Raw genomic sequence first — 20,298 nt, forward strand, 5'->3', positions numbered from 1 at the left:
ATGGCGGTTCGCATGAAGCCTGTCGACGTTGCTCTCGTGGGAGGGGGGCTCACCGCCGCGATCCTGGGCAGAGAACTTGCCGAGGCGGGATATACGGTCGTTTCTCTCGAACGCGGGCAGATGCGCGACACCGTGCCGGACTTCCAGTCACCCACCATGCACGATGAGCTGAAGTACGACGTCCGCTATGCGCTCATGCAGGACCCGAGTGTGCAGACCCTCACGTTCCGCAACTTCGTCGGGCAGCAGGCGCTCCCAATGCGCCAGCTCGGCTCTTTCCTGCCGGGCGAAGGCGTCGGCGGCGGGGCCGTCCACTGGAACGGTCAATATTGGCGCTTCCAGCCGGAATGGTTCAGGCTAAGAAGCTGGGTGAACGAGAAGTACGGCCAGAATCACCTCGGGCCCGAGGTCACCATTCAGGACTGGGGCGTCAACTACGACGAGTTGGAACCCTTCTACACCTTCGCCGACAAAGTTCTTGGTATCGGCGGAGCCACAGGCAACCTCAAGGGCCAGATCCAAGTCGGCGGCAACCCCTTCGAGGGGCCGCGCAGCGAGCCTTACCCAAACCCGCCCATGAAGAAAAGCCACTCGGGCCACCTGTTCGGCCAGGCAGCTGCTTCACTGGGCTACAAGCCATTTCCGGTGCCTTCGGCCAATGTGACCCGGCCTTACAGGAACCCGTATGGCGCCGAGCTCAAGCCATGCATGTATTGCGGCTTCTGCGAAAGGTTCGGCTGCGAGCACTTCGCCAAGGCCAGCCCGCAGGTCTGCATCCTGCCCTCGGCGATGGCCAACAAAAACTTCGAGCTGCGCACCCGGGCTTATGTCACCCGCATCGAATACAACCGGCAGGCGAAGGTGGCGACCGGCGTCACCTATGTCGATGCGCAGGGGCGCGAGGTCTTCCAGCCCGCGAACATGGTGGTGCTTTGCGCCTTTGCTCATCACAACCCGATTCTCATGCTGCAATCCGGGATCGGCGAGCCTTATAACCCGGAAACCCGGACCGGCACGGTCGGGCGCAACTACACCTATCAGACCATGACCGGCATCAACGTGTTCTATGAGGGCGAGAAACGCATCAACCCGTTCATGGGCGCGGGCGCCTTGGGCACGGCTATCGACGAGTTCAACAACGGCAGCTTCGACCATTCCGGCCTCGGCTTTATCGGCGGTGGCTATGTGGCGGCTTATCAGACCTCCGGACGCCCGATCTATCATCACCCGGTTCCCGAGGGTACGCCCCGGTGGGGACTCGAATGGAAGCGGGCAGTGGCCCGGCACTACAACAGCACCGTCAGCATCAGCTTTCACGGCTCCTCGGTTCCGCACCCGAACAACTACATCGGCCTCGACCGCACCTACACGGACGCATTTGGGCAACCGCTCGGCATGCTCACTTTCGACTTCCCGCACAATGACCGTCTAATGGCTCGGCACATCACCGGAAAGGTGGTGGAGATCGCAAAAGCCATGGGTGGGAAGCAAATCTCCGTCGGATGGCTCGACGACCACTATTCCATCGTGCCCTACCAGACCACGCACAATTCGGGCGGAACCATCATGGGCACTGATCCGAAAACCAGCGTCGTGAACCGTTATCTCCAGTCATGGGACGCCCACAATCTATGGGTCATGGGCGCAAGTGTGTTCCCGCAGAATGCGGGCTACAATCCGACCGCTACGGTCGCGGCGCTCACGTACTGGGCGGCTGATGCCATGATCAAGCAGTACCTGAACAACCCAAGACCGTTGGTGCAGGCATGACGCGGGCAATTCCTCTCGCGCTCGGCATTGCGACCTTTGCCGCAGCGCCGGTCCTTTCGCAGAGCCAGAATCCTCCGGCAGGACCTGCGGGAGCGCCCGACATCATCCGCGGCCGAGAAATCGCATTGGGTGGCGTGCGCGACCGGCAGAACGTCCCGTGCATCCAATGTCATGGACTGGAGGGCGTCGGCAATTCGAGCGGAGTCTTTCCGCGTCTAGCCCCGCAGAGCGGCTGGTACCTCTACAAGACGCTCCAGGACTACGCCTCGGGTCTGCGCCCCAACGAGATCATGAGCCCCATCGCTAGGAGCCTGTCGGATCAGGACATGCAGGCTGTTGCCACCTATTACGCCTCCATCAGGAATGCGCCCACGCTGCCTCACGCGGAGGTGAATGTGCGAACCTTGCAGACCGGCGGGGCGATCTCGGCGGTCGGCATCCCCGAGCAGGCCGTTCCGCCATGCGCCGGATGCCATGGCGCGAACGGGCGCGGCGGACAGATGATCTATCCATCGCTTGCAGGCCAATATGCGCCTTACACGGAGCTCCAGCTTCGTCTCTGGAAGGAGGGGCGACGTGATGGCGATCCCATGAACGTCATGGAATTGATTTCCAAGGCGATGACGGACGAGCAGATCCGCGCCGTGTCGCTCTACTTCGCTTCAATCCAGCCTGGATATAGCCCGCAAGGAGAGCAGCGGTCTGGCGGTCCCAGCCAGAATCCGCAGGTTTGGCAGGGACAGCTTGCTCCTCCGTCTCCGAACGCAACTTCGCCGATCCCAGGGCTGCAAAATGTCAAGCCACCATACTTGCCGGAGGGACAAGCCGGTCCAGGTATGGGGAACGCCTCTACCGATGACCAGATCAACCGCTCACGATAGGGACTGCAGTGAAGTATGGAGATGCAGCACCTCTCAATGAGCATCGGCGGAATGGGCATTCGGAAGTGCGCTGCTGCACTATTCTTGCTTGCTGTCGGAGCGTGTAACGAAAGCGAAGTTCCGGCCGAGCAGCGTGTGGTCGGAGGCGATCCAGAGAGGGGCAGGGCCATCATAGACACCGTCGAATGCGGGGTCTGCCACATCATCCCAGGTGTTGCTGGAGCCCATGGAATCGTTGGCCCGTCCCTTGAGAAGTTCGGTCACCGCCAGCTTGTCGGCGGGGTCGCGCCAAACCATCCCGCCATTCTCACGCGCTGGGTCAAGGATGCACCCGAGATAGCGCCCAATACCGGCATGCCCTCCCTGCCGCTCACCGAAGATGAGGCACGCCATGTGGCGGCTTATCTCTATACATTACGGTGAACGCGTGATGGTGCATCGGGCAGTCCTCGGACTTATCGCGTTCGTGATGCTGAGTGGATGCAACACGCAGCAATCAGCTTTTCATCCCGGTGGTCCCCACGCCGATAGGGTCGAAACGCTGAGCTGGGTTATGTTCATCGGAGGAGGGCTCATCTTCCTCCTGGTGATTGTGCTGACGGCCATCGCGATGTTCGTTGCGCCCGAACGGCGACAATGGATGACGAACAGGCGCTTCATCATCTGGCTCGGGATCGTCTTTCCGGTCGTCACTCTCACAGCGCTTCTCGTTTATGGCTTCACGGTTGCCCGGCATCTCGTAACGCCTGGATCGCCTGCCCTGCGTATCGAGGTGGTCGGCGAGATGTGGTGGTGGCGGGTTCATTACTTGGACGCACAAGGCACGCCACGCTTGGTGAGCGCCAACGAAATCAGGATCCCAACCGGCAGGCCGATCGAGTTCGTGCTGAAAACCGAGGATGTGATCCACAGCTTCTGGGTGCCGAGCTTGGCGGGCAAGCTCGATATGATCCCTGGGCGCACGAACGTCTATCGCTTCGCGGCAGATCGCCCTGGCATCTACCGCGGGCAATGTGCCGAATACTGCGGCGACCAGCATGCGCTCATGGCCTTCTATGTCGTGGCCATGGAGTCGAACGACTTTGAGGCATGGTACGCTGCTCAGATCCAGCCTGCCGCCGAGCCGGTGGTTACGCAGCTCATCCAAGGCAAGGAGCTGTTCCTGCAGAACGGCTGCGGGGCCTGTCATGTGGTGCGCGGCACGCCTGCGAATGGAGCATTAGGCCCTGATCTGACCCATGTCGGCAGCCGCCTGTCCATCGCCGCAGGAACGTATCCAACCAATGTAGGCACTCTCGCCGGCTGGATCTCGTCCTCACAGCACCTGAAGCCCGGCAATCTCATGCCCTCGTTCGGCAACCTGCAGGGCGAGGAGCTTCGCGCCATCGCGGCCTATCTGGAGAGCCTCAAGTGAGCGATACGACCTGGCAAGGCGGAATGGCGGATACCCGCGAGCAGAAAGAGGCTGCTCCGGTTCAGTTTCCCAGCCCGGTGCCGCGGCCTGAAGGTGAGCTTGACGAGCTCAAGCGGATCTGGCGGGCCCCAAGGGGGATCCACATCCTGTCGGCGGTCAACAACACCTATGTGGGCCTGTGGTACGTTGGTGCTGCCCTGATGTTCTTCGTGCTGGCCGGGATTCTTGCCACCATCATGCGCACCCAGCTGGCACAGCCGGAGATGCGCCTGGTCGGGCACGAGCTGTACAACCAGCTCTTCACCATGCACGGCACGATCATGATGTTTCTCTTCGCCGTGCCCATGGTAGAGGCCTTCGGGGTCTTCCTCCTGCCCAACATGCAGGCCGCACGGGATCTGCCTTTCCCACGCCTGTCAGCTTATGCGTTCTGGGCCTATTTCATCGGCGGAACAGCGTTTTTCACCAGCCTGTTCTTCGGCCTTGCACCAAATGGCGGCTGGTTCATGTATCCGCCGCTCACGAGTTATGAGTTTTCACCCGGCATCAACGCCGATTTCTGGCTTCTCGGCATCGGCTTTATCGAGATTTCGGCCATTGCCGGCGCCATCGAGATCATCGTGGGTGTCCTGAAGACGCGCGCACCGGGGCAGAGCCTCGACAAGCTGCCGGTCTATTCCTGGGCCATGCTTATCTTCGCCCTGATGATCGTTTTCGCGTTTCCGGCGGTTATCCTCGCAACCCTTCTGCTCGAGCTGGAGCGGGCCTTCCACTGGCCCTTCTTCATCGCGGAAAGAGGCGGGGATCCGCTCCTGTGGCAGCACCTGTTCTGGTTTTTTGGCCATCCGGAGGTCTACGTCATCTTCCTGCCCGCAGCCGGCATGGTGTCAATGATGGTGCCGACAATGGCGCAGACGCCGCTTGCCGGGTACAGGCTCGTGGTGCTGGCGATCATCGGAACGGGCTTCTTGAGCTTCGGCCTGTGGGTGCACCACATGTTCACCACAGGGCTTCCGCAAGTCTCGCTCGGTTTCTTCTCGGCAGCCAGCATGGCGGTCGCCATTCCAAGCGGCATCCAGGTCTTTGCGTGGATCTCCACCATCGCGTCCGGCAAGCTGCAGATGCGAACGCCGACTTACTTTCTCCTTGGCTTCCTGTTCATCTTTACGCTCGGCGGGCTCACGGGCGTCATGGTCGCCATGGTGCCCTTTGATTGGCAGGCGCATGATACGCACTTCATCGTCGCCCATCTGCATTACGTGCTCATCGGCGGCATGGTGTTTCCGATCTTCGCTGCCTTCTATTATTGGGCTCCCACTGCCTCGACGCGGCCTTTGTCCGAGCGGCTCGGCAAGTGGTCGTTCTGGTTCATGTTCATTGGCGTGAATGTGACCTTCTTCCCCTTGCATATCGTAGGCCTGATGGGCATGCCCCGGCGCAACTATACGTACCTTGCCGAGATGGGGTGGGGCCCCATCAACCTGATCGCGACCATCGGCGCCTACATGATCGCGATCGGCGTACTGATCTTCCTGATCGATCTCGCCAAGAACTTCCGGCCCTTCCAGGGCGATGCTGGCAACGTGTGGAATGCCGGAACCTTAGAGTGGCTCCCGAGCGGCAACTATCAGACCCGCTCGATCCCCATTGTTACCAGCCGCGAGCCTCTTTGGGATCAGCCCAACCTGGCGCGGGACGTGGAGGCGGGCCGCTACTATCTGCCGAATGCTCCGACGGGTGGCCGTGAGACTATCATTACGAGCCCCATTGATGCCCGGCCGCAATATGTGCTGCAGATGCCGGGTCCGAGCTGGCCGACCGTCCTGGCGGCGGTGTTCACGGCGGCATTCTTCCTGGGCCTGACAGTCAAGCTCTATATTCCAGCCTTCACCTGCGGCGTTTTCGCCGTTGTCATGGTGATCTGGTGGATGTGGGACACGGATCCGGGACCAAGCTCTCCGTCCGTCGATATCGGCGGCGGCCTTCATTTGCCGACCTATGTTACGGGCCCGATGAGCCATTCCTATTGGGCGATGATCGTGCTCGAGCTGGTGGCCGGGACCACCTTCGCCTGTCTCCTGTTCTCCTACTTCTTTCTCTGGACTGTGAACCCCGAGATGTGGCCGCAGGCAGGCGGGCTGCCGTCGCTCGGCTGGCCTGCCGCGTCAGCCGTGCTCTACATTGTCGGAAGCGCCGCGATGTTCATCGGCGGGCGCTCCCTTGCCCGTGTGCCCGAGCGGAGCGCATGGCCGATGCGCCTGCTCGCCCTCCTGGCGATCCCGGCCTTCGTGGGAGCCGTGACCCTCGAGATCTTCGGACAGCTCTCCACGGGCCTTCGCCCATCGGAGAGCGGCTATGGCGCGGTGGTTTACACCATATCGGCTTGGCAGGGCTTCTTCGCCGCTGTGCTCGTCATCATGGTGCTCTATACCATCGCGCGCTCTCTGTCCGGCCGACTGAATGGTGTGCGACGGGCCACCTACGACAACACCCAACTTCTGTGGCAGTACGCGACAGTCCAGGGCCTCATCGGCCTGATTGTCGTCCATGCCTTTCCTCGACTGCTGGGGTAGGCGCGATGGGCGATAACGATTTCATCCGCAAATCGCTGTTCATGACGGGCGGGCTTCTCGTGTGGGCGGCCCAGTTCACGCTGGTTTATGTGTTCAATTCCCTGGCCTGCGCCCGCCGGTTCGCAGGGATGGAGCTCATGGGTATCGGCATCGTCCCGTTTGTCGTGACAGGCATAACGCTGGCCGCACTTCTCGCGACAGCCTTGGTGTTCTTTCTCGCTCTGCGGCGTCGAGGTCCAGCCTATCACTCGCGGGATGACAAGCCCGTCAATGACTTCATGCGCTATACCACCATGACCATTGCTGGGCTCTCCTTCGTCGCCATCGTCTGGAATGGCATCCCGGCCCTGCTGGTGCCGCCATGCGGTTGAGCTGCCTGGCTCTTCCCCTGCTGATTGTCATTGCCGCCGGTCCTGCGGCCGCCCACGGTGATGGCAAGCCCATCGGGCCCGATGATCTATGGCACCACTGGACCTTCGACCCCTGGATATGGGTGCCGCTCATCATCGTGGATTGGCTGTATGGACGTGGTGTGTTGCGCCTATGGAACAGAGCCGGTTGGGGCAGAGGCATTTCGATGCCTCGTGTCGGCGCTTTCATCGGTGGTGAGCTCATCCTCGTGATCTCCCTTGTTTCGCCCTGGATCCTCTTGGCGAGACCCTCTTCTCGGCGCACATGGCACAGCACACTCTCCTTGTTGCCGTCGCGCCGCCGCTTCTTCTCGCCGGGTTTCCGGGCGCTGCTTTTCCCTGGGCGCTTCCACGAGGCTTGGCTCCGTCGCAAATCCGAGGCAGGGATGAGAAAGTAGCAGGAGCTTCGTGACGCGCTTATGCGGCGAGCAAGTCAAAATGTTTGGCGAGCGGCAACTGCTGACTGCAGGCATATTTCGCCTGTTGTTTACGCATCATGTGGATCAACTCGATGCCTCCCAAGATCACTCGGGCACTGTCAGCAGACTTGAAGCCGAGCATTGGACGTACGCGGCGTTTGACGGCACGGTGATCCTGCTCAATGCGGTTGTTGAGATATTGACTCTGCCTGATCCTGATCGGTTTCAGCTTGCATCCTGACTTGTCCTGGAGCCGGTCAGCGGTATCGCAGGACAGGATCGCCTCACGGTTGGTTTGGCTCCCGTCGATCACGATCCGCTCGGGGCGACCGTGCCGTTTGAGCGCATTGCGCAGGAACTGCTTGGCAGCAGTGAGGTTACGCCGCTCGCTGAACCAGAACTCAACCGTGTCGCCGTTGCTGTCGATCGCCCGGTAAAGGTACATCCAACGACCTTTGACCTTGATGTAAGTTTCGTCGATGTGCCACTTGCGGGTGACGACCCTCTTGCGGGTATTGAAGCGCTGTAGAAGTTCGGGTGAGTACCGGATAACCCATCTGTGAATAGTCGCGTGATCGACTGAGATGCCGCGCTCAGCCATCATCTCCTCCAAGTTTCGGAGGCTGAGATTGTAAGCCAAATACCACCGGATGCAGAGCAGGATCACTGATCGATCAAAATGCCTGCCCTTGAACATCCCCCGTCTCCGCTGCTGTGACCGCAGCCACCGTAGCTGAAACTATGAAACAAAATGTTTGCGACGGAACCTATGGGCGTGCAGTACATGCTTTAGGCGATCATTTGCCAGTCGTTAATCGAGACGTGGTCAATCCGCACCAGTTCGGCATCCTTGCGAGTACCATAAACCTCGAAGGTGGATCCTTGGGCCAGATTAAGCTGAGCCTCGTAGAAGGTGAGCGTTCTGACATCAGATCCCGTAGATCCGAGCTGCTTACCAGCGATCCACGAGGCTGCTGTCGCACCGTTGACGCGGATGCCCATCGGGGATGCACCGTCGCTCTCGTCATAATAAGCGACCTGGACTTTGTAGGTGCCTGTCTGTCCCGTGAACGTCCCTTTGGCGGTCGCCTCGACATCCTTGTTCCGGTTCTCCACCGCTTGCCCACCTTGCGCCGAGCTTAGGCTGATTAAGGTGAATTTGTTGAGTGCAAGCTTTTCCAACTGCGTTGTGCCGACGCTGATCGCCGGAAACTGACTTGTGGGCGGCGGTGGACTGGTCTCTGGGACATCCTGCACGTTCAGCGTCACGATGCCGGTGGCCCGATCTCCGTCGGTGTCGAAAGCCGTGTAGCTGAAGCTGTCAGAGCCAAAGAAGTCAATCTTCGGCGTATAGGTGAAGGAGCCATCACCGTTAAGCGCCACAGTACCGCCCTGAGCAGTGGTGATCTGCCCTGCAACTGCCGCCTTGCCACCGTCCAGAGCCGTGTCGTTGGCCAGAACACCCTGTGCGGCACTAACGGTCAGGACGGTGTCCTCGGTCGCGCTGTAGGTATCGCTCGCTGCTACGACAGGATTGTCGGCAGGAGGCGTTGGGGTGCTGGCAGGCTCGACCGTGAGCGCATCAACCCGCACAAGCTCGGCATCCTTGCGGGTGCCATAGATCTCGATGGTGGCTCCCTTTGTCAGCTGAAGTTGCACCTCATAGGAAGTGAGCGTTCTGACATCAGATCCCGTAGATCCGAGCTGCTTATCAGCGATCCAGGAGGCTGCTGTCGCACCGTTGATCCGGATACCCATCGGAGACGCGCCATCGGTCTCGTCGTAATAGGCTACCTTGACCTTGTAAGTGCCACTCTCGCCCGTGAACGTCCCCTTGGCTGTGGCCTCAAGATCCTTGTTCCGGTTCTCTACCGCCTGCCCCCCCTGAGCTGAGCTGAGGCTGATGATAGTGAACCTGTTTAGGGCCAGCGTTTCCAGCTGGGTTGTGCCGAGACCAATCGCCGGAAGCCCGCTTGTGGGCGGCTGCGGGTTTGTGTCCGCGACATCCTGCACGTTCAGCGTCACGGTGCCACTGTCCCGATCGCCGTCCACATCGACAGCAGTGTAGGTGAAGCTATCTGAGCCGAAGAAGTTGGCTTTTGGCGTGTAGGTGAAAGAGCCATCCTTGTTGAGCGCCACGGTGCCGCCTTGGACGGTGGTGATCTGCCCCGCAACTGCCGCTTTGCCGCCATCGGAGGCCGTGTCGTTGGCCAGAACACCTTGGGCCGCTCCAACCGTGAGGACTGCGTCTTCTGTGGCGCTGTAGGTGTCGTCTGCTGCGACCACCGGACTGTCCGTGGTGCTGGGTACAGAGGTTGTGCCTGAGGCCATACCGGTGATAGTGTTGCCGGACACCACAGTGCCCGTCGCCCCAGCATCGTCGTTTGTTGGTTCTTCCCGGACTCCATAGCGGGCGTCAATTGCGCCATCCGAATAGATTTTATTGTTCAGGATCTGCGAGTTGGTTGAATAGTACGTTCGACCGGTCGTGCTATCCGCACGTTGGATGATCTGAACTTCATCGTAGGTGTTATGGCCCGCCTGCGAGTTGTTGTAGATGGTGCTGTTCTGAACGGTAGTATCGGTTGACCCCTCGATCCGCACTCCCTGTCGTTGGTTGCCGTAAACTGTCGCTCCGTCAACGGTGACATCGTCGGCCATCCTGGTGAGAATGCCTTCGCGAGCATTGTTGTAGTACTTGCCTCCGACAATCTGGATGTCGCTTGGCCAAGGGATGTTCTCGGAGCCGCGCTGCACAACGACGCCTGCCGAGCCATTGCCATAGGCTTCGTTGTTTGAGAGCAGAAGGTTGGTCGCCGTAGTCGTAATGTTGAAGCCGTGACGATCGTTGTCGTAAGCAATGTTGTTGCGGTAGACACCGTCAATGATGTAGTCAGCCACAAAGCCATCCAAGCCGTTGCCATGCGAGACGCAGTTCTCGATTGTTAGGCGGATGGTCTGTTCGTGCGGGTCAAAGCCGTAGCCGGAACAATCCAGGATCTCCACACCGGCAACGCGGATGTCGGCGTCCTGCTGAGTGCTGCCAGGACGTACGCCGGTATAAAAGCCGTCGATCTTGCCAGTCGTCTGGTCACGGTTACCGTCAATGGTCAGGTTCAACAGGCCGGCATCCTTGGTGACCTCGTTGTATGGCGTTCGCACGACACCGGTGATGTCGCCTGACCAACCGTCGGCCACCTTTAGGATCGTCTGACCCATGCCCGCGCCCTGAAGAATGGTGCCGGTGAGCAGTTTGATGGCTCCATCGCTCTTGTCCCCTGTGCCTGAGACAATGAAAGTGCCAGCCGGAAGAGTTACGGTGACTGGCCCAGCGGACGGGTTCTTCAGGTACTGGGCATTTGCCGCTCTGATTGCTGCGTTGATGGCTGCAGAATCGTTTGTTGTGTTGTTGGGTGTAGCACCATAATCCGAGGCGGAGATAGTCGGCATCAGTGGGTTTCCATTTCAGGGTCAGAGCAGTTAGGTATGCAACAATGCGAATGAAGCTTTGGGACAAAGCTCCTGACACTGAAATTCAAAGCGAGGCGACACGGTGGCAAGCGACTGGCGCAGAAGGATTATCACTCATACGAGTTGGATGCCCGACTGCCACATCAAAGCCAAGCTTCTCGGGCAGCCAAGCCCCAGCAACTAACCTCATCAACCCCAATTGCGCAGGCGGTACTATGCGCGATCTAGATCGACCGCCGCTGTCGCAACTCTTTCTCTCCTATCGCGGGCGACCGTGTTGCACGGATCGGTTTGTGAACGCATTCCGCCTATCCCATGCCTTCAGTTTAGGTGATGCGGACTGACTTCGGGCATCCAAGCTCGAGCATGCGGTTCAGGGCAGCAATGGCGATGGCCATCTCCGTCAGGCGACGCCGATCCGTCCGCGAGCGCAGCGCGTCCCCGGTCACTCGTTTAAGCCAGCTGATGGCCGCCTCGACGAGGGCCCGACGCGTGTACCCGGACCTCGTCTGCCAACCCGTGCGTCCATGCTCCGCGATGCTTTGGAGATGCCGATCGCGCTGGGTCGGAGTGCTCTGCGCCGTCTCAGTCAGCACTGCCGTTGATCGTGTCGGAACGAACACGTCAGCATCCGGATAGCGCTTGGCGATAGTGTCGTAGATGCGAGTCTGATCGTAGGCTCCATCACCGGTAAAGGAGGCGAGTGGACCTGGGATCTGATCGAGCAAGGGCTCGACCTGCGAGCCATCATCGACCTCGCTGGTCGTCAGTTCCGCCGCGAGGATCTGCCCGGTCTCAGCGCCAACACCGATGTGCAGCTTGCGCCAGGATCGATGTGTGCGAGTGCCGTGCTTCTCGACCAAACAGGGGAGCGCGCAAGGTTTGTGCAATAAACCTCGGTACCTTGGACGAAGCGTGAACATTCCTCAGGTGAGCACCCCTCAGGCAGCGTCTCGGTGGCGGACATTGCGGAGCGGACGCTGCTGCCCGGCTCCAGTAACAGCATGCTGCCAGAGATAGTCGCCGGTTAGGCTAATATGCCGCCAGCCCAGTGGCGCGATATGCGTGAGAAGCTCATCCGGCACGATCCTGCCTTGAGATCGCAGATGCTCCACCGCTCGACCCATGTAGAGCGTATTCCAGTACACGATTGCAGCGATCACCAGATTGAGTCCCGAAGCCCGGTAGCTCTGGTTCTCAAACGTTCGATCCGTGATCCGGCCCTGCTTATGGGCAAAAATTGCCTGAGCCAAGGAATTGCGGGCCTCGCCCTTGTTGAGGCCGACATGACAGCGCCGCCGCAGGTCCGGGCTCTCCAGCCAGTCGAGCGTGAACAGGCTCCGCTCGATCCTTCCGATCTCCTGGAGGGCGAGATCCACCCGGTTCTGGCGCTTGTAGGCACTCAGCTTCTTCAGCATCACGGACGGAGCAACGGTGCCAGCTTTGAGGGAGGCTGCCAGATGCAGCACCTCGTCCCAGCCTTGACGAACCATGTCGGCGCGGATCGGGCGGCCCATCAATGGCTGGAGACTGCTCGGCACCTCCAGGCCCGCCATGGTGGCCAGCCGCCGATCCTTCAGGTCCCGCAGGCGGGGCACAAACCGGAAGCCGAGGAGGTTGCACAGGCCAAAGACGTGGTCGGTGGCGCCGCCCGTGTCGGTGTAGTGCTCATGGATCGACAATCCGGTTCCGTGATGCAGCAGGCCATCCAGAACATGCGGCGCCTCGCTTGTGGTGGCCGAGATCACCTTGGTGTGGAAAGGGCCGTACTGATCCGACAGATGGGTGTAGAACTTCACACCAGGATCCGAGCCATACTTCGCGTTGACCTCGCCGGCTCCGGCACTCCTGCGCCCGGTACGGAAGAACTGCCCGTCTGAGGAGGACGTGCTCCCGTCGCCCCAGAGGGCAGCCAGCGGGAGACGTTGGTGCGCATCGACGATGGCTCCGAGCGCTGCCTTGTAGGTTTCCTCCCGTAGGTACCAGGAATGTACCCAAGTGAGTTGAGCCTTGGTCACGCCCTGAGAGGCATCGGCCATTCTCTCAATGCCCAGATTGGTCGCATCGGCTAGCACCGCCGCCAGAACAGCCGTTACATCATCGACCGGCCTGCCGTCGCGCAGATCCGTGAAGCTGTGCGCAAAGCCAGTCGCCTGTGCGACTTCGTTCAGCAGTTCGGTGATGCGGATGTTCGGAACCAGCAGGTCGAGATCGCGATCAAGCCGATCCGCTTCTGGAGGCGTGAGGGCCCGCAGTGGGGTCACATGGAGTTCCTCGCCACGAAGGGAGACACCCGGCACGGCATTCTTGCTCAGCGCTCGGGCGAACCGCTTCAGCCGCCACTCGAGAAGCTGGCTCCGCTCGGCCAGATACGCATCCGCATCATCCGGGGCTTTCAAGGTGGCGATCGCTGACGGGGCAGAGGCCGGAGGCAGCAGATAGGTATCGAAGCGCTGGTAGTTGCGGGTGCCCTCGACCCAAATGTCGCCGGAGCGCAGGCGATCCCGCAGCACGGCAAACACGGCCGTCTCATACAGCCGCCAGTCCGGTTGACCCGCTTCCATGATCAACTGCTGCCAGGTCTTTGGAAGGAATGACGTGGGAGGCTTCTGAGGCAACTCCCGGCGACGGGAGCGGAGGCTGTTCCGGATCACGTTGAGCGCCGCAAGAACAGGGTTGAGCCGGCTGGTGCTGCGGAAGGTGAAGGCCTCCAGGAAGGGCAGTGCGAAGCGGCGTACCGTCATGAACTTCGCGGCTGCCATGACGAGTGTGTCGCCATCAGCGAGTTGAGCCAGTTCCTCAACTTGCGGCTGGACTTTGATCAACCGGCTCCAGCCAACCTCCTCATCAATGATCTCGAATGGATCTCCCCGCGTGGCGCGGGCAGTGCTCAGGGCCGTGATGGTCGAATGGAACAGGCGCATCAGGCGGCTGACTTCGCGACCTGTGGTCTGATAGGCGCGCTCCTGGCGTCGGCGGGCACGGGTGAAGAGGCTACCCACCAGGCGATCAAACATCGCGATGGCAGCGTCGGCCAGTTTCGCCTCGAGTTCAATGATCTGCGCTACAAGTGTCGTCCGACGCCGACGCATGCCGTATTCGTCAATCAGGAAGGCTGGAGCGACAGATCCCTCGCGCACGAACTGCTGAAAGCGGCGTTCGTGGACCCGGCTCACGATCTCGGGGCTGATCTGGAGGGACCGAGCGAAGGTCAACCGCTCAAGGAGTGCCGTCATGTTGGAGGAATTGGGAGCTTCGGCGATATCGCGTAGCCAGGCGAGGGGAGTGCGCATGAGCGTGGGGTCATTCACCAGCAGGGCATCGATTGCCGTGAGCTGATCCTCTGTCAAAGGAGCAAGAAGCGCCTGGGCAGCGCGCCTGCGGGCCAGGGCTCGGCCGGCACGGGCAAGCCGCTCGAGCCTGTTGGGCGCTGGCAGAATGATCCGATGAGTGCGCAACCAGTCAAGAACTGCCTGAACAATCGCTACCCCATTGTCCGTCGCCCAGGCTGCTTCCGCCGCAACGTTCAGCATGAGCGGCCAGTCCTCCTGCACTGCGGGCCGCAAGTTCAGGCGGGCCATCAATTCGGCGGCATGATCGAGCCGGGTTTGTGGCCGCCGGCTGTAATCCTCGAAGACGTGAGGTGAGACCTGAAGCTGGCTTGCCAGGAAGGTGAGCATCTCTCGCGGAGGAGCCTCGTTGAGGCGCAGCCCAAACCCGGGATACCGCAGAAGACAGAGTTGCACTGCAAACCCGAGCTGGTTGCGGGCACCGCGCTTGCGCAACACCAGATCAAGGTCGTCTTGGCTGAGGGTACAGTGCTTGATGATCAGGTGTTCCTGCCGAGGGACACCGAACACGAGTTGGCGTTCATCCTCAGTCAGCAAGCCACGTTGTGCCATTGTACGCCCCTACACAGCCCCGGCTTGATGATTGAAAGGAGGCCGGGGTCCCGGACGGGATTATGGGATTGACGAGAGCGGGGCACCGAATCCTGTTTGGCCGCTGTCCACAGAGTGAGCGGGGAGGGTAGGCCGATCACGCTCTGCCCATCATCTTCTATGTTCCTGCTTTGTCCGGTTCACCGAGGTTTATTGCACAAACCTTGCGCGCTCCCCAACGACTACGCCCCGGGCTTCCTGGCAGCCAACAGGCGCGCAGCGACGGCCCGTGGCGGCGTTCCTGGCGATCGGTGGCCGATTGCACCCAACGCAGCCCGCCAGCCGTCCACGCCCTCCCCTGTGGCTTCAGTCGCAAAGTGTCCCAAAGGGAGCGAAGCTCTCAAAATGACAGTGCTTATGGGACACATAAAGAAAGGAATCGGCCTTCCTGCACAAGCCTTAGACCCAAACCCACAACTTGAAGCCGCCCTTGCACGACTCGAAGAGGGTTTTCGGCAAAGCCGAGGCGGTTTTGGCACCGACAACACGAAACGAGATTCTGATCTGAAAGAGGAGTTGTGAGAATGAGCGAGAGAACAGATCCGCAGTGGGTCGCACAGAACCCAAAGGAGGCCGCAGACCTGATCGACCAGCTAAACCGCCGTTATCAGGTCATGTCAGAAGACTTCAATTCCGTCTCAGACGAATCCTGGCGGCTCAAGCAACTATGGATGCAGGTCGAAACGCTAGCCTTCGAGATGTGCCAGACCGACGATAACGAGAACCTCCACAAGCTGCACGATCTGATCACGAGCGTCCACCGAAAGCCCTCCAAGGAAGGGAACAGCAAGTTGGTCTGAGGCCGCCAAGCGTGCCTGACGAGTTCCGATCACCGATCAAGCATCATCTTGTGCTTCACCGGATCGACCCCGAGCAAGGAATCCGACGGTTCTACTCGATCATGATCGAGCACGACCTGTTCGGCACAATCCGGCTTGTCCGGAATTGGGGGAGGATCGGCACCAACGGCCAGGAGCTCGCCGAGATCTTCGAGACCGTCGACGCCGCCGGCCAGGCGCTCGAAACCATTGCGCGTTTAAAACGTCGAAAAGGTTATTGTGACTTGTAATCAAAGAAAGAGAAGCAATGCCGGCGATTGTTAAGCTTGACCGCAGCCAAAGTCCATCCGATCCGGATAATTTCATTTTGGTCGATCATAACCAGGATGAAGAGATCAAGACCGCCTATAAAGTAGATTTTCAGGCTGATAATTCTGGCTTCCCGATCGGTGGAACGTTCTTCGCCCGAAGCCCAGAGTCGGCATTGAAAGAGGCTGTGCGGCTCGCTGAACTGTGGGGAATACCTGAAGTCAACACTTACGTTTGAACACCAGGAAAAGTCCCGCCACTGGGCAGGCCTGAATCTTGCAGCTATCTTTCTAGCAGCAATCTAAACGCGCAGCTTGCGTATCCTGTTGACGTGCTCATGAAAGGCCGTAAGGTTCGGCCAGGTTGTCGTTCTGCCTTCGACTGTCATAGTGACCTGGCCGTTCGACAAGACCATGTAGGGAACGCCCTTGTAGTTCGCCTGTTGAGGCACGCCCGAGAACTCGAAGCCGCAATGCTTACAGACGATGGCGGCCGGCTTCACACTCTCTGCGCAGCGTGGGCATGTCTTAGAGGCCTCGATCGGCTCCACCCGCGACATCACCGCGACGGCGATCAGCGTCAACAGCGGCGAGATCAGGAGCGAGAGGAAGAACCAGCCAGGGCCAGAGCGCCCCTTGTTACTGGCGACGACCGCAACAAGGACCGCGCCACCAATCCAGAAGAATAGAAGCTCCATCTATGCCCCCACGGCAGTTATGAAATGCTGATCCGAGAACTCTGGCAGTTAGATATCTAGCTGCTACCCACCAACCTAGTCTCCTGCATAATCAGAACGCGAATTGGCTTCCCATAAGAATCTTGAGGCCGTAGGCATATCCAACAAATACGAGTTTCATTACCTCATGGGCCATCGCTTCCTTTCCCGTCCACTTAGACGTGTCGGGCCCAGGTCCGGTGACGAGCGCTATAAGAATAAAGATACCTGCCGCTTGAAGAACGTTTAGCTGTGGTAGCCCTAAAGGAACGACGAACCAGTTCCAAAGCAGGCTCACTAAAAACCCATTATAGAGCGGTCCGATGAACATCGTGACGAACAGCATGAACGCCGCAGTCATAAGCAGCAGCTCTTTCCAATCGTCACCAAGGAGCCGGCTCATAATCCGGTCGGTGAGTGTCTTCTCTGTCATGAATAACAAGCCAAAATAGCAGCTATCTAGCCGCGTTCTTTTTCATAGGCCTCAATGGCCTTCTCGATCAGTTCTCCGAGTGTGATTCCATCGCGAGCCACGATCCGCTTCATCTGCTTGTGCGTCTCCAGCTTGATCCGCGTGGCGAATTGGTGCGTCCGGTTCGTGGCACGCAACGACCGGCCATCGAGTTCGCCAGGATCGTAGAGCCCTGGCGCGGGTAAGGAGGCCTGGAAGTTCGTCGTGAGGGCTTCCTCCTGGGCTTCCTCATTGACGGCGGCCGCGGCCGCCCGCGCCGTCCGTTCAGTGATCAATTGCGCAGCGCTTGGACGTTTAGTCATGGTAAGTCCCTATTTGTATTTCCGCCGCAGGGAAAAGCTGATTCAAGAGAATTAAAAGTTAATCTAACAGCAGGGAGGTGCCTGACATGAGGGTTGTCAGAAATATACTTGCATACTGTGTCCCTTATCTGAGCGCCATTAGCTTCATCAGGGATACATATCTTAGAATTTGGCATATCATTTGCGATATAGTCCCATTCATGTGCGTCAACTACGCCGAGAACATACCTAAGAGCCGAAAACGGATCGGTTGTGCAAGTTTTATGAAGATGCTCCCCTTGAGTAAAGTATGCCAATGTCACATTAATACTTGAAGAAGCTCCTAACATTAACAAGACATATACGGATATTTTTGAGATTTTACTTATCATAGCTTATCACCTAAGCGAGTAAGAACAGCATCGGCCAGGGCCGAGAACTCCCGGCCGGATTCACTCTCACTTGGCACCGGCTCACCGGCGGCCAGGCTATCAGCGACCACGGCACGATATGAGATCACCGGCGCGACCGGCTCCGTAAGCGCGGCCAGCATGGTGACGACCTCCCGCCCTGCCCCGGTTCGGCGATCGACGCGGCTAGGCACAACCAGCACATCAGGGCGGCCATTCCCGGCGGCCTTCCTATGCCGGCGAATGATTCCGACAGTTTCCGAGGCCCCGCGCACGTCCAGCACCGTCGCACCGGCCGGCACGAGGACGAGATCGGCCACCGCGATCGTAGCCCCGAAGGCGGCACCCATCGCGCCAGGCGCGTCGACAATCACGAAGTCCAAGCCGCCAGCCCTCACGCCCCGCACCCAAGCTCCAACGGCCTTGTCGTCGTCCGTGTCCAACAAGTGCGGCTTGACTGGAAAGGGCAGCCGGCCGTCCCCCGATACCGCCAGGGCGTTCGCCGCCGGATCCGCATCCATGACCGCGACCGTGGACCCGCGCCGCGTCAGCTCCGCAGCCAGGTTGATCGCGGCCGTCGTCTTACCGACCCCGCCCTTCTGGCTCACCAGTCCAATGATGGTTGTCATCGTAAAAACGATTGCTCCAGCTGTAAGCTTGCAAGCTGCAAACTAGCAGCAAGATTTCTGGCTGAGCATGGTTAATAATAAATGAAAGGCGGCATCGACTGCTTAAGAACCAACAGTTTGACATACATCCGCCTGCCGTCCGTTGCCGGTAGTTGAGACACCCACCACCGGGAACAGCAGAAGGGGAGAGGTGCTAAGCACCTCTCCCCTTCTCTTATTAGAAGAGGTCAGATTACTGACCGGGTTTCTTGCCTGCGGCAACATCGTTGATGGCATCGCCCACCGCCGCTCCCACAGCTGCGCCAGCATTGGGCGCGCCTACCAGTGCACCTGCGGCAGCACCACCAGCAGCACCAGCAGCGACAGTAGCTCCACGAGCGATTGGGGTGAGAATGGGCTGCTCGACATGCTTGTCGATGAAATTTCCCACTGTGCCGCGGAAGATGCCGCCCTTGCCAAAGAGGCCACCAGCCTCAGCATAGGTAGCGCTGCCCACCGTGATGAGTGCGGCCGCAGAAAGAGCAATGAGCTTCATAGTCTTCTCCTGTTGCTAAGGACGTCGAACCAGCGGATCCGGCATCCGGTAATGAAGACACAATGCAGGAGAAAAACAGCGACTTCCGCAGTTCGGGCCAATCTGCCGGCTGGCTCACAGATAGAACTGAAAGGCAGCGCGCAAATCGGGGGTATTCTGCTGGTAGTGAAGCATCACCATATTAAGGTAGGAGTGATATCTCTTCTAGGAGGTCTACATGCCTGGTCGAACCGTCCCTTCTGAACATCTCAGGGAGTTCTTGAAGCACCTTGAGCTCTATTCGTTTGAGGACATCTCGGACGAGTTGCGAGAACGAGGCGAGTCCGTCCATCCCGATACATTGAAGCGTATCGCAGAGGGTGAGGTGGCAAGAACACATCCGTTGGCCACTCTCCCTGCTGTTTTCTTCGATGTTCAGGCTCCGGAGTCCCTGACAGATGAGACCATTGCTCGGCAAGCATTCCTTCTCCATGAACTCATCTCAATGGCGAGCCGGGATGAACGTTTCGGCGAGCTTGGAGTCCTGATTGAGGTTGCTCGCTGCACTTATACAGTTCATCGGCCAAGCGCCTCGGAGATCACCTCGGCCATCTTGGACTACCTTTTGGCGCAAACGCACATCTTTCAAGTCAGGCATGGTTTGGCTGTGACTGACGATGAGGATGCTCGTCTTGAGGAAGAGGCAAAAACCCTCAAGAGAACCCTAAAACTGCTCAAACAGAGCATTGAGGGTTTTCGCGTCCATATGGACGAGGACAAACAAAGCTTTATTGAGTTTTTTCTTGTCCGAGCCTACGAGGCGCACCTTTATGCAGCTGATGCACTTGATGACCGCATGGTGCATGACGGCCAGCCCTCCGAGCTGGCCAACGCCCGCGCAAGTGCCAAGTGGCTTCACCAGATTGGTGCAATTGAACTCCTGCTTAGGAATGCCGAAAAGACAAAACGTGTCGTGGTAGCTTACAATGCTGCTGAAATGTCAGGCCTCGCGGATGATAAGACGCAATGCGAGCAGGCATTCGATCTGGCTTTCTGCCTACACCCACCTGCACTTGATGGAACATGGACCTTTCCCGGACTTTCAGCATCGCCATCCGCGATCGAGTATCTCCGCGATGCGTTCAATGCGGCTATGATTAAATTCATTGGACTCCAATGAGCAGAATGAAACAGGAGGATCTGAAATGACTAAGCGCATTCTTTCGTTTTTAATCGTCATGATGCTCGCGCAGGGTGCTTTCATTGTCGTAGGTAGTATGGACCAAGCTTCTGCGAAGCCAATTCACCAC

The 20,298-nt window shown here is 59.1% G+C and carries 21 protein-coding genes; 11 read left to right on the forward strand and 10 right to left on the reverse strand.

Annotation, left to right across the window (positions count from 1 at the left end; translation table 11 throughout):
- The 7 genes from JQC81_RS17950 (at nt 1) to JQC81_RS34380 (ending at nt 7,460) form a co-directional block, all read left to right on the forward strand.
- Entirely contained in the window at nt 1–1,770 is a 1,770-nt protein-coding gene (locus JQC81_RS17950) for a GMC family oxidoreductase (protein WP_203273155.1), read from the forward strand.
- On the forward strand, nt 1,767–2,651 hold the full coding sequence (locus JQC81_RS17955; protein ID WP_203273156.1) for a c-type cytochrome: 885 nt from the start codon (nt 1,767–1,769) through the stop codon (nt 2,649–2,651). Before JQC81_RS17950 ends, JQC81_RS17955 begins: the two co-directional genes overlap by 4 nt.
- A gap of 51 nt (nt 2,652–2,702) precedes the next feature.
- A complete protein-coding gene (locus tag JQC81_RS34375; RefSeq protein ID WP_203273157.1) occupies nt 2,703–3,074 on the forward strand; it encodes a c-type cytochrome in 372 nt (123 codons plus the stop codon).
- Nucleotides 3,075–3,120: 46 nt separating this feature from the next.
- A complete protein-coding gene (gene coxB, locus JQC81_RS17965; RefSeq protein ID WP_281400303.1) occupies nt 3,121–4,065 on the forward strand; it encodes a cytochrome c oxidase subunit II in 945 nt (314 codons plus the stop codon).
- 23 nt (nt 4,066–4,088) lie between these two features.
- Entirely contained in the window at nt 4,089–6,638 is a 2,550-nt protein-coding gene (locus tag JQC81_RS17970) for a cbb3-type cytochrome c oxidase subunit I (RefSeq protein WP_203273194.1), read from the forward strand.
- Nucleotides 6,639–6,643: 5 nt separating this feature from the next.
- Nucleotides 6,644–7,009: a hypothetical protein gene (locus tag JQC81_RS17975; RefSeq protein ID WP_203273158.1), complete on the forward strand. Its 366-nt coding sequence runs from the start codon at nt 6,644–6,646 to the stop codon at nt 7,007–7,009.
- Nucleotides 7,010–7,277: 268 nt separating this feature from the next.
- Nucleotides 7,278–7,460, forward strand: coding sequence for a cytochrome c oxidase assembly protein (locus JQC81_RS34380; protein WP_376772419.1), 183 nt, complete (start codon nt 7,278–7,280; stop codon nt 7,458–7,460).
- 5 nt (nt 7,461–7,465) lie between these two features.
- Here JQC81_RS34380 and JQC81_RS17985 read toward each other — a convergent pair whose 3' ends face one another.
- The 4 genes from JQC81_RS17985 to JQC81_RS18000 all read right to left on the reverse strand — a co-directional run bounded on the left by JQC81_RS17985 (nt 7,466) and on the right by JQC81_RS18000 (nt 14,840).
- Nucleotides 7,466–8,164: an IS6 family transposase gene (locus JQC81_RS17985; RefSeq protein WP_203273160.1), complete on the reverse strand. Its 699-nt coding sequence runs from the start codon at nt 8,162–8,164 to the stop codon at nt 7,466–7,468.
- A gap of 92 nt (nt 8,165–8,256) precedes the next feature.
- A complete protein-coding gene (locus tag JQC81_RS17990) occupies nt 8,257–10,917 on the reverse strand; it encodes a cadherin-like domain-containing protein (RefSeq protein ID WP_203273161.1) in 2,661 nt (886 codons plus the stop codon).
- A 347-nt stretch (nt 10,918–11,264) separates the two neighbouring features.
- Nucleotides 11,265–11,828, reverse strand: a complete 564-nt coding sequence (locus tag JQC81_RS17995; RefSeq protein ID WP_246520509.1) for an IS5 family transposase — start codon at nt 11,826–11,828, stop codon at nt 11,265–11,267.
- Nucleotides 11,829–11,879: 51 nt separating this feature from the next.
- Complete coding sequence (locus JQC81_RS18000; RefSeq protein WP_203273162.1) at nt 11,880–14,840, reverse strand: Tn3 family transposase; 2,961 nt, start codon at nt 14,838–14,840, stop codon at nt 11,880–11,882.
- A gap of 563 nt (nt 14,841–15,403) precedes the next feature.
- Here JQC81_RS18000 and JQC81_RS18005 point away from each other — a divergent pair.
- The 3 genes from JQC81_RS18005 to JQC81_RS18015 are packed head-to-tail and all read left to right on the forward strand — an operon-like array spanning nt 15,404 to nt 16,205.
- A complete protein-coding gene (locus JQC81_RS18005; RefSeq protein WP_203273163.1) occupies nt 15,404–15,679 on the forward strand; it encodes a hypothetical protein in 276 nt (91 codons plus the stop codon).
- An 11-nt stretch (nt 15,680–15,690) separates the two neighbouring features.
- Entirely contained in the window at nt 15,691–15,948 is a 258-nt protein-coding gene (locus JQC81_RS18010) for a WGR domain-containing protein (RefSeq protein ID WP_203273164.1), read from the forward strand.
- A 17-nt stretch (nt 15,949–15,965) separates the two neighbouring features.
- Complete coding sequence (locus JQC81_RS18015) at nt 15,966–16,205, forward strand: hypothetical protein (protein WP_203273165.1); 240 nt, start codon at nt 15,966–15,968, stop codon at nt 16,203–16,205.
- Nucleotides 16,206–16,268: 63 nt separating this feature from the next.
- On the opposite strand, the gene JQC81_RS18020 is transcribed toward JQC81_RS18015, so the two are convergent.
- From JQC81_RS18020 to JQC81_RS18040, 6 genes are all read right to left on the reverse strand, one after another.
- Nucleotides 16,269–16,664, reverse strand: coding sequence for a zinc ribbon domain-containing protein (locus JQC81_RS18020; RefSeq protein ID WP_203273166.1), 396 nt, complete (start codon nt 16,662–16,664; stop codon nt 16,269–16,271).
- Nucleotides 16,665–16,755: 91 nt separating this feature from the next.
- Nucleotides 16,756–17,115, reverse strand: a complete 360-nt coding sequence (locus JQC81_RS18025) for a hypothetical protein (protein WP_203273167.1) — start codon at nt 17,113–17,115, stop codon at nt 16,756–16,758.
- A gap of 26 nt (nt 17,116–17,141) precedes the next feature.
- Nucleotides 17,142–17,456 (reverse strand): hypothetical protein, encoded by a 315-nt coding sequence (locus tag JQC81_RS18030; RefSeq protein ID WP_203273168.1) that lies wholly within the window; start codon nt 17,454–17,456, stop codon nt 17,142–17,144.
- Nucleotides 17,453–17,827 carry a Rap1a/Tai family immunity protein gene (locus JQC81_RS34385; protein WP_376772418.1) on the reverse strand — a complete coding sequence of 125 codons (375 nt, stop codon included), beginning with the start codon at nt 17,825–17,827 and terminating at the stop codon, nt 17,453–17,455. Before JQC81_RS34385 ends, JQC81_RS18030 begins: the two co-directional genes overlap by 4 nt.
- Nucleotides 17,824–18,474 (reverse strand): ParA family protein, encoded by a 651-nt coding sequence (locus tag JQC81_RS18035; RefSeq protein ID WP_203273169.1) that lies wholly within the window; start codon nt 18,472–18,474, stop codon nt 17,824–17,826. Before JQC81_RS18035 ends, JQC81_RS34385 begins: the two co-directional genes overlap by 4 nt.
- A gap of 232 nt (nt 18,475–18,706) precedes the next feature.
- A complete protein-coding gene (locus JQC81_RS18040; RefSeq protein WP_203273170.1) occupies nt 18,707–19,009 on the reverse strand; it encodes a hypothetical protein in 303 nt (100 codons plus the stop codon).
- 217 nt (nt 19,010–19,226) lie between these two features.
- On the opposite strand from JQC81_RS18040, the gene JQC81_RS18045 reads away from it, so the two are divergent.
- On the forward strand, nt 19,227–20,168 hold the full coding sequence (locus JQC81_RS18045; protein ID WP_203273171.1) for a hypothetical protein: 942 nt from the start codon (nt 19,227–19,229) through the stop codon (nt 20,166–20,168).
- Nucleotides 20,169–20,298: the final 130 nt, after the last annotated feature.

It is taken from the genome of Microvirga arabica (assembly GCF_016811235.1).
Classification (GTDB): Bacteria; Pseudomonadota; Alphaproteobacteria; order Rhizobiales; family Beijerinckiaceae; genus Microvirga; species Microvirga arabica.

Bases quoted from the DNA above. Each gene is read 5' to 3' on its own strand.
- JQC81_RS17955 (WP_203273156.1), top strand. From the start codon at position 1,767: ATGACGCGGGCAATTCCTCTCGCGCTCGGCATTGCGACCTTTGCCGCA.
- JQC81_RS34375 (WP_203273157.1), top strand. From the start codon at position 2,703: ATGGGCATTCGGAAGTGCGCTGCTGCACTATTCTTGCTTGCTGTCGGA.
- JQC81_RS18045 (WP_203273171.1), top strand. From the start codon at position 19,227: ATGCCTGGTCGAACCGTCCCTTCTGAACATCTCAGGGAGTTCTTGAAG.
- JQC81_RS18015 (WP_203273165.1), top strand. From the start codon at position 15,966: ATGCCGGCGATTGTTAAGCTTGACCGCAGCCAAAGTCCATCCGATCCG.
- JQC81_RS18025 (WP_203273167.1), bottom strand. From the start codon at position 17,115: ATGACAGAGAAGACACTCACCGACCGGATTATGAGCCGGCTCCTTGGT.
- JQC81_RS18035 (WP_203273169.1), bottom strand. From the start codon at position 18,474: ATGACAACCATCATTGGACTGGTGAGCCAGAAGGGCGGGGTCGGTAAG.
- JQC81_RS17975 (WP_203273158.1), top strand. From the start codon at position 6,644: ATGGGCGATAACGATTTCATCCGCAAATCGCTGTTCATGACGGGCGGG.
- JQC81_RS17990 (WP_203273161.1), bottom strand. From the start codon at position 10,917: ATGCCGACTATCTCCGCCTCGGATTATGGTGCTACACCCAACAACACA.
- coxB (WP_281400303.1), top strand. From the start codon at position 3,121: ATGCTGAGTGGATGCAACACGCAGCAATCAGCTTTTCATCCCGGTGGT.
- JQC81_RS17950 (WP_203273155.1), top strand. From the start codon at position 1: ATGGCGGTTCGCATGAAGCCTGTCGACGTTGCTCTCGTGGGAGGGGGG.
- JQC81_RS18030 (WP_203273168.1), bottom strand. From the start codon at position 17,456: ATGACTAAACGTCCAAGCGCTGCGCAATTGATCACTGAACGGACGGCG.
- JQC81_RS18020 (WP_203273166.1), bottom strand. From the start codon at position 16,664: ATGGAGCTTCTATTCTTCTGGATTGGTGGCGCGGTCCTTGTTGCGGTC.
- JQC81_RS34385 (WP_376772418.1), bottom strand. From the start codon at position 17,827: ATGATAAGTAAAATCTCAAAAATATCCGTATATGTCTTGTTAATGTTA.
- JQC81_RS18040 (WP_203273170.1), bottom strand. From the start codon at position 19,009: ATGAAGCTCATTGCTCTTTCTGCGGCCGCACTCATCACGGTGGGCAGC.
- JQC81_RS17970 (WP_203273194.1), top strand. From the start codon at position 4,089: ATGGCGGATACCCGCGAGCAGAAAGAGGCTGCTCCGGTTCAGTTTCCC.
- JQC81_RS18005 (WP_203273163.1), top strand. From the start codon at position 15,404: ATGAGCGAGAGAACAGATCCGCAGTGGGTCGCACAGAACCCAAAGGAG.
- JQC81_RS17985 (WP_203273160.1), bottom strand. From the start codon at position 8,164: ATGTTCAAGGGCAGGCATTTTGATCGATCAGTGATCCTGCTCTGCATC.
- JQC81_RS18000 (WP_203273162.1), bottom strand. From the start codon at position 14,840: ATGGCACAACGTGGCTTGCTGACTGAGGATGAACGCCAACTCGTGTTC.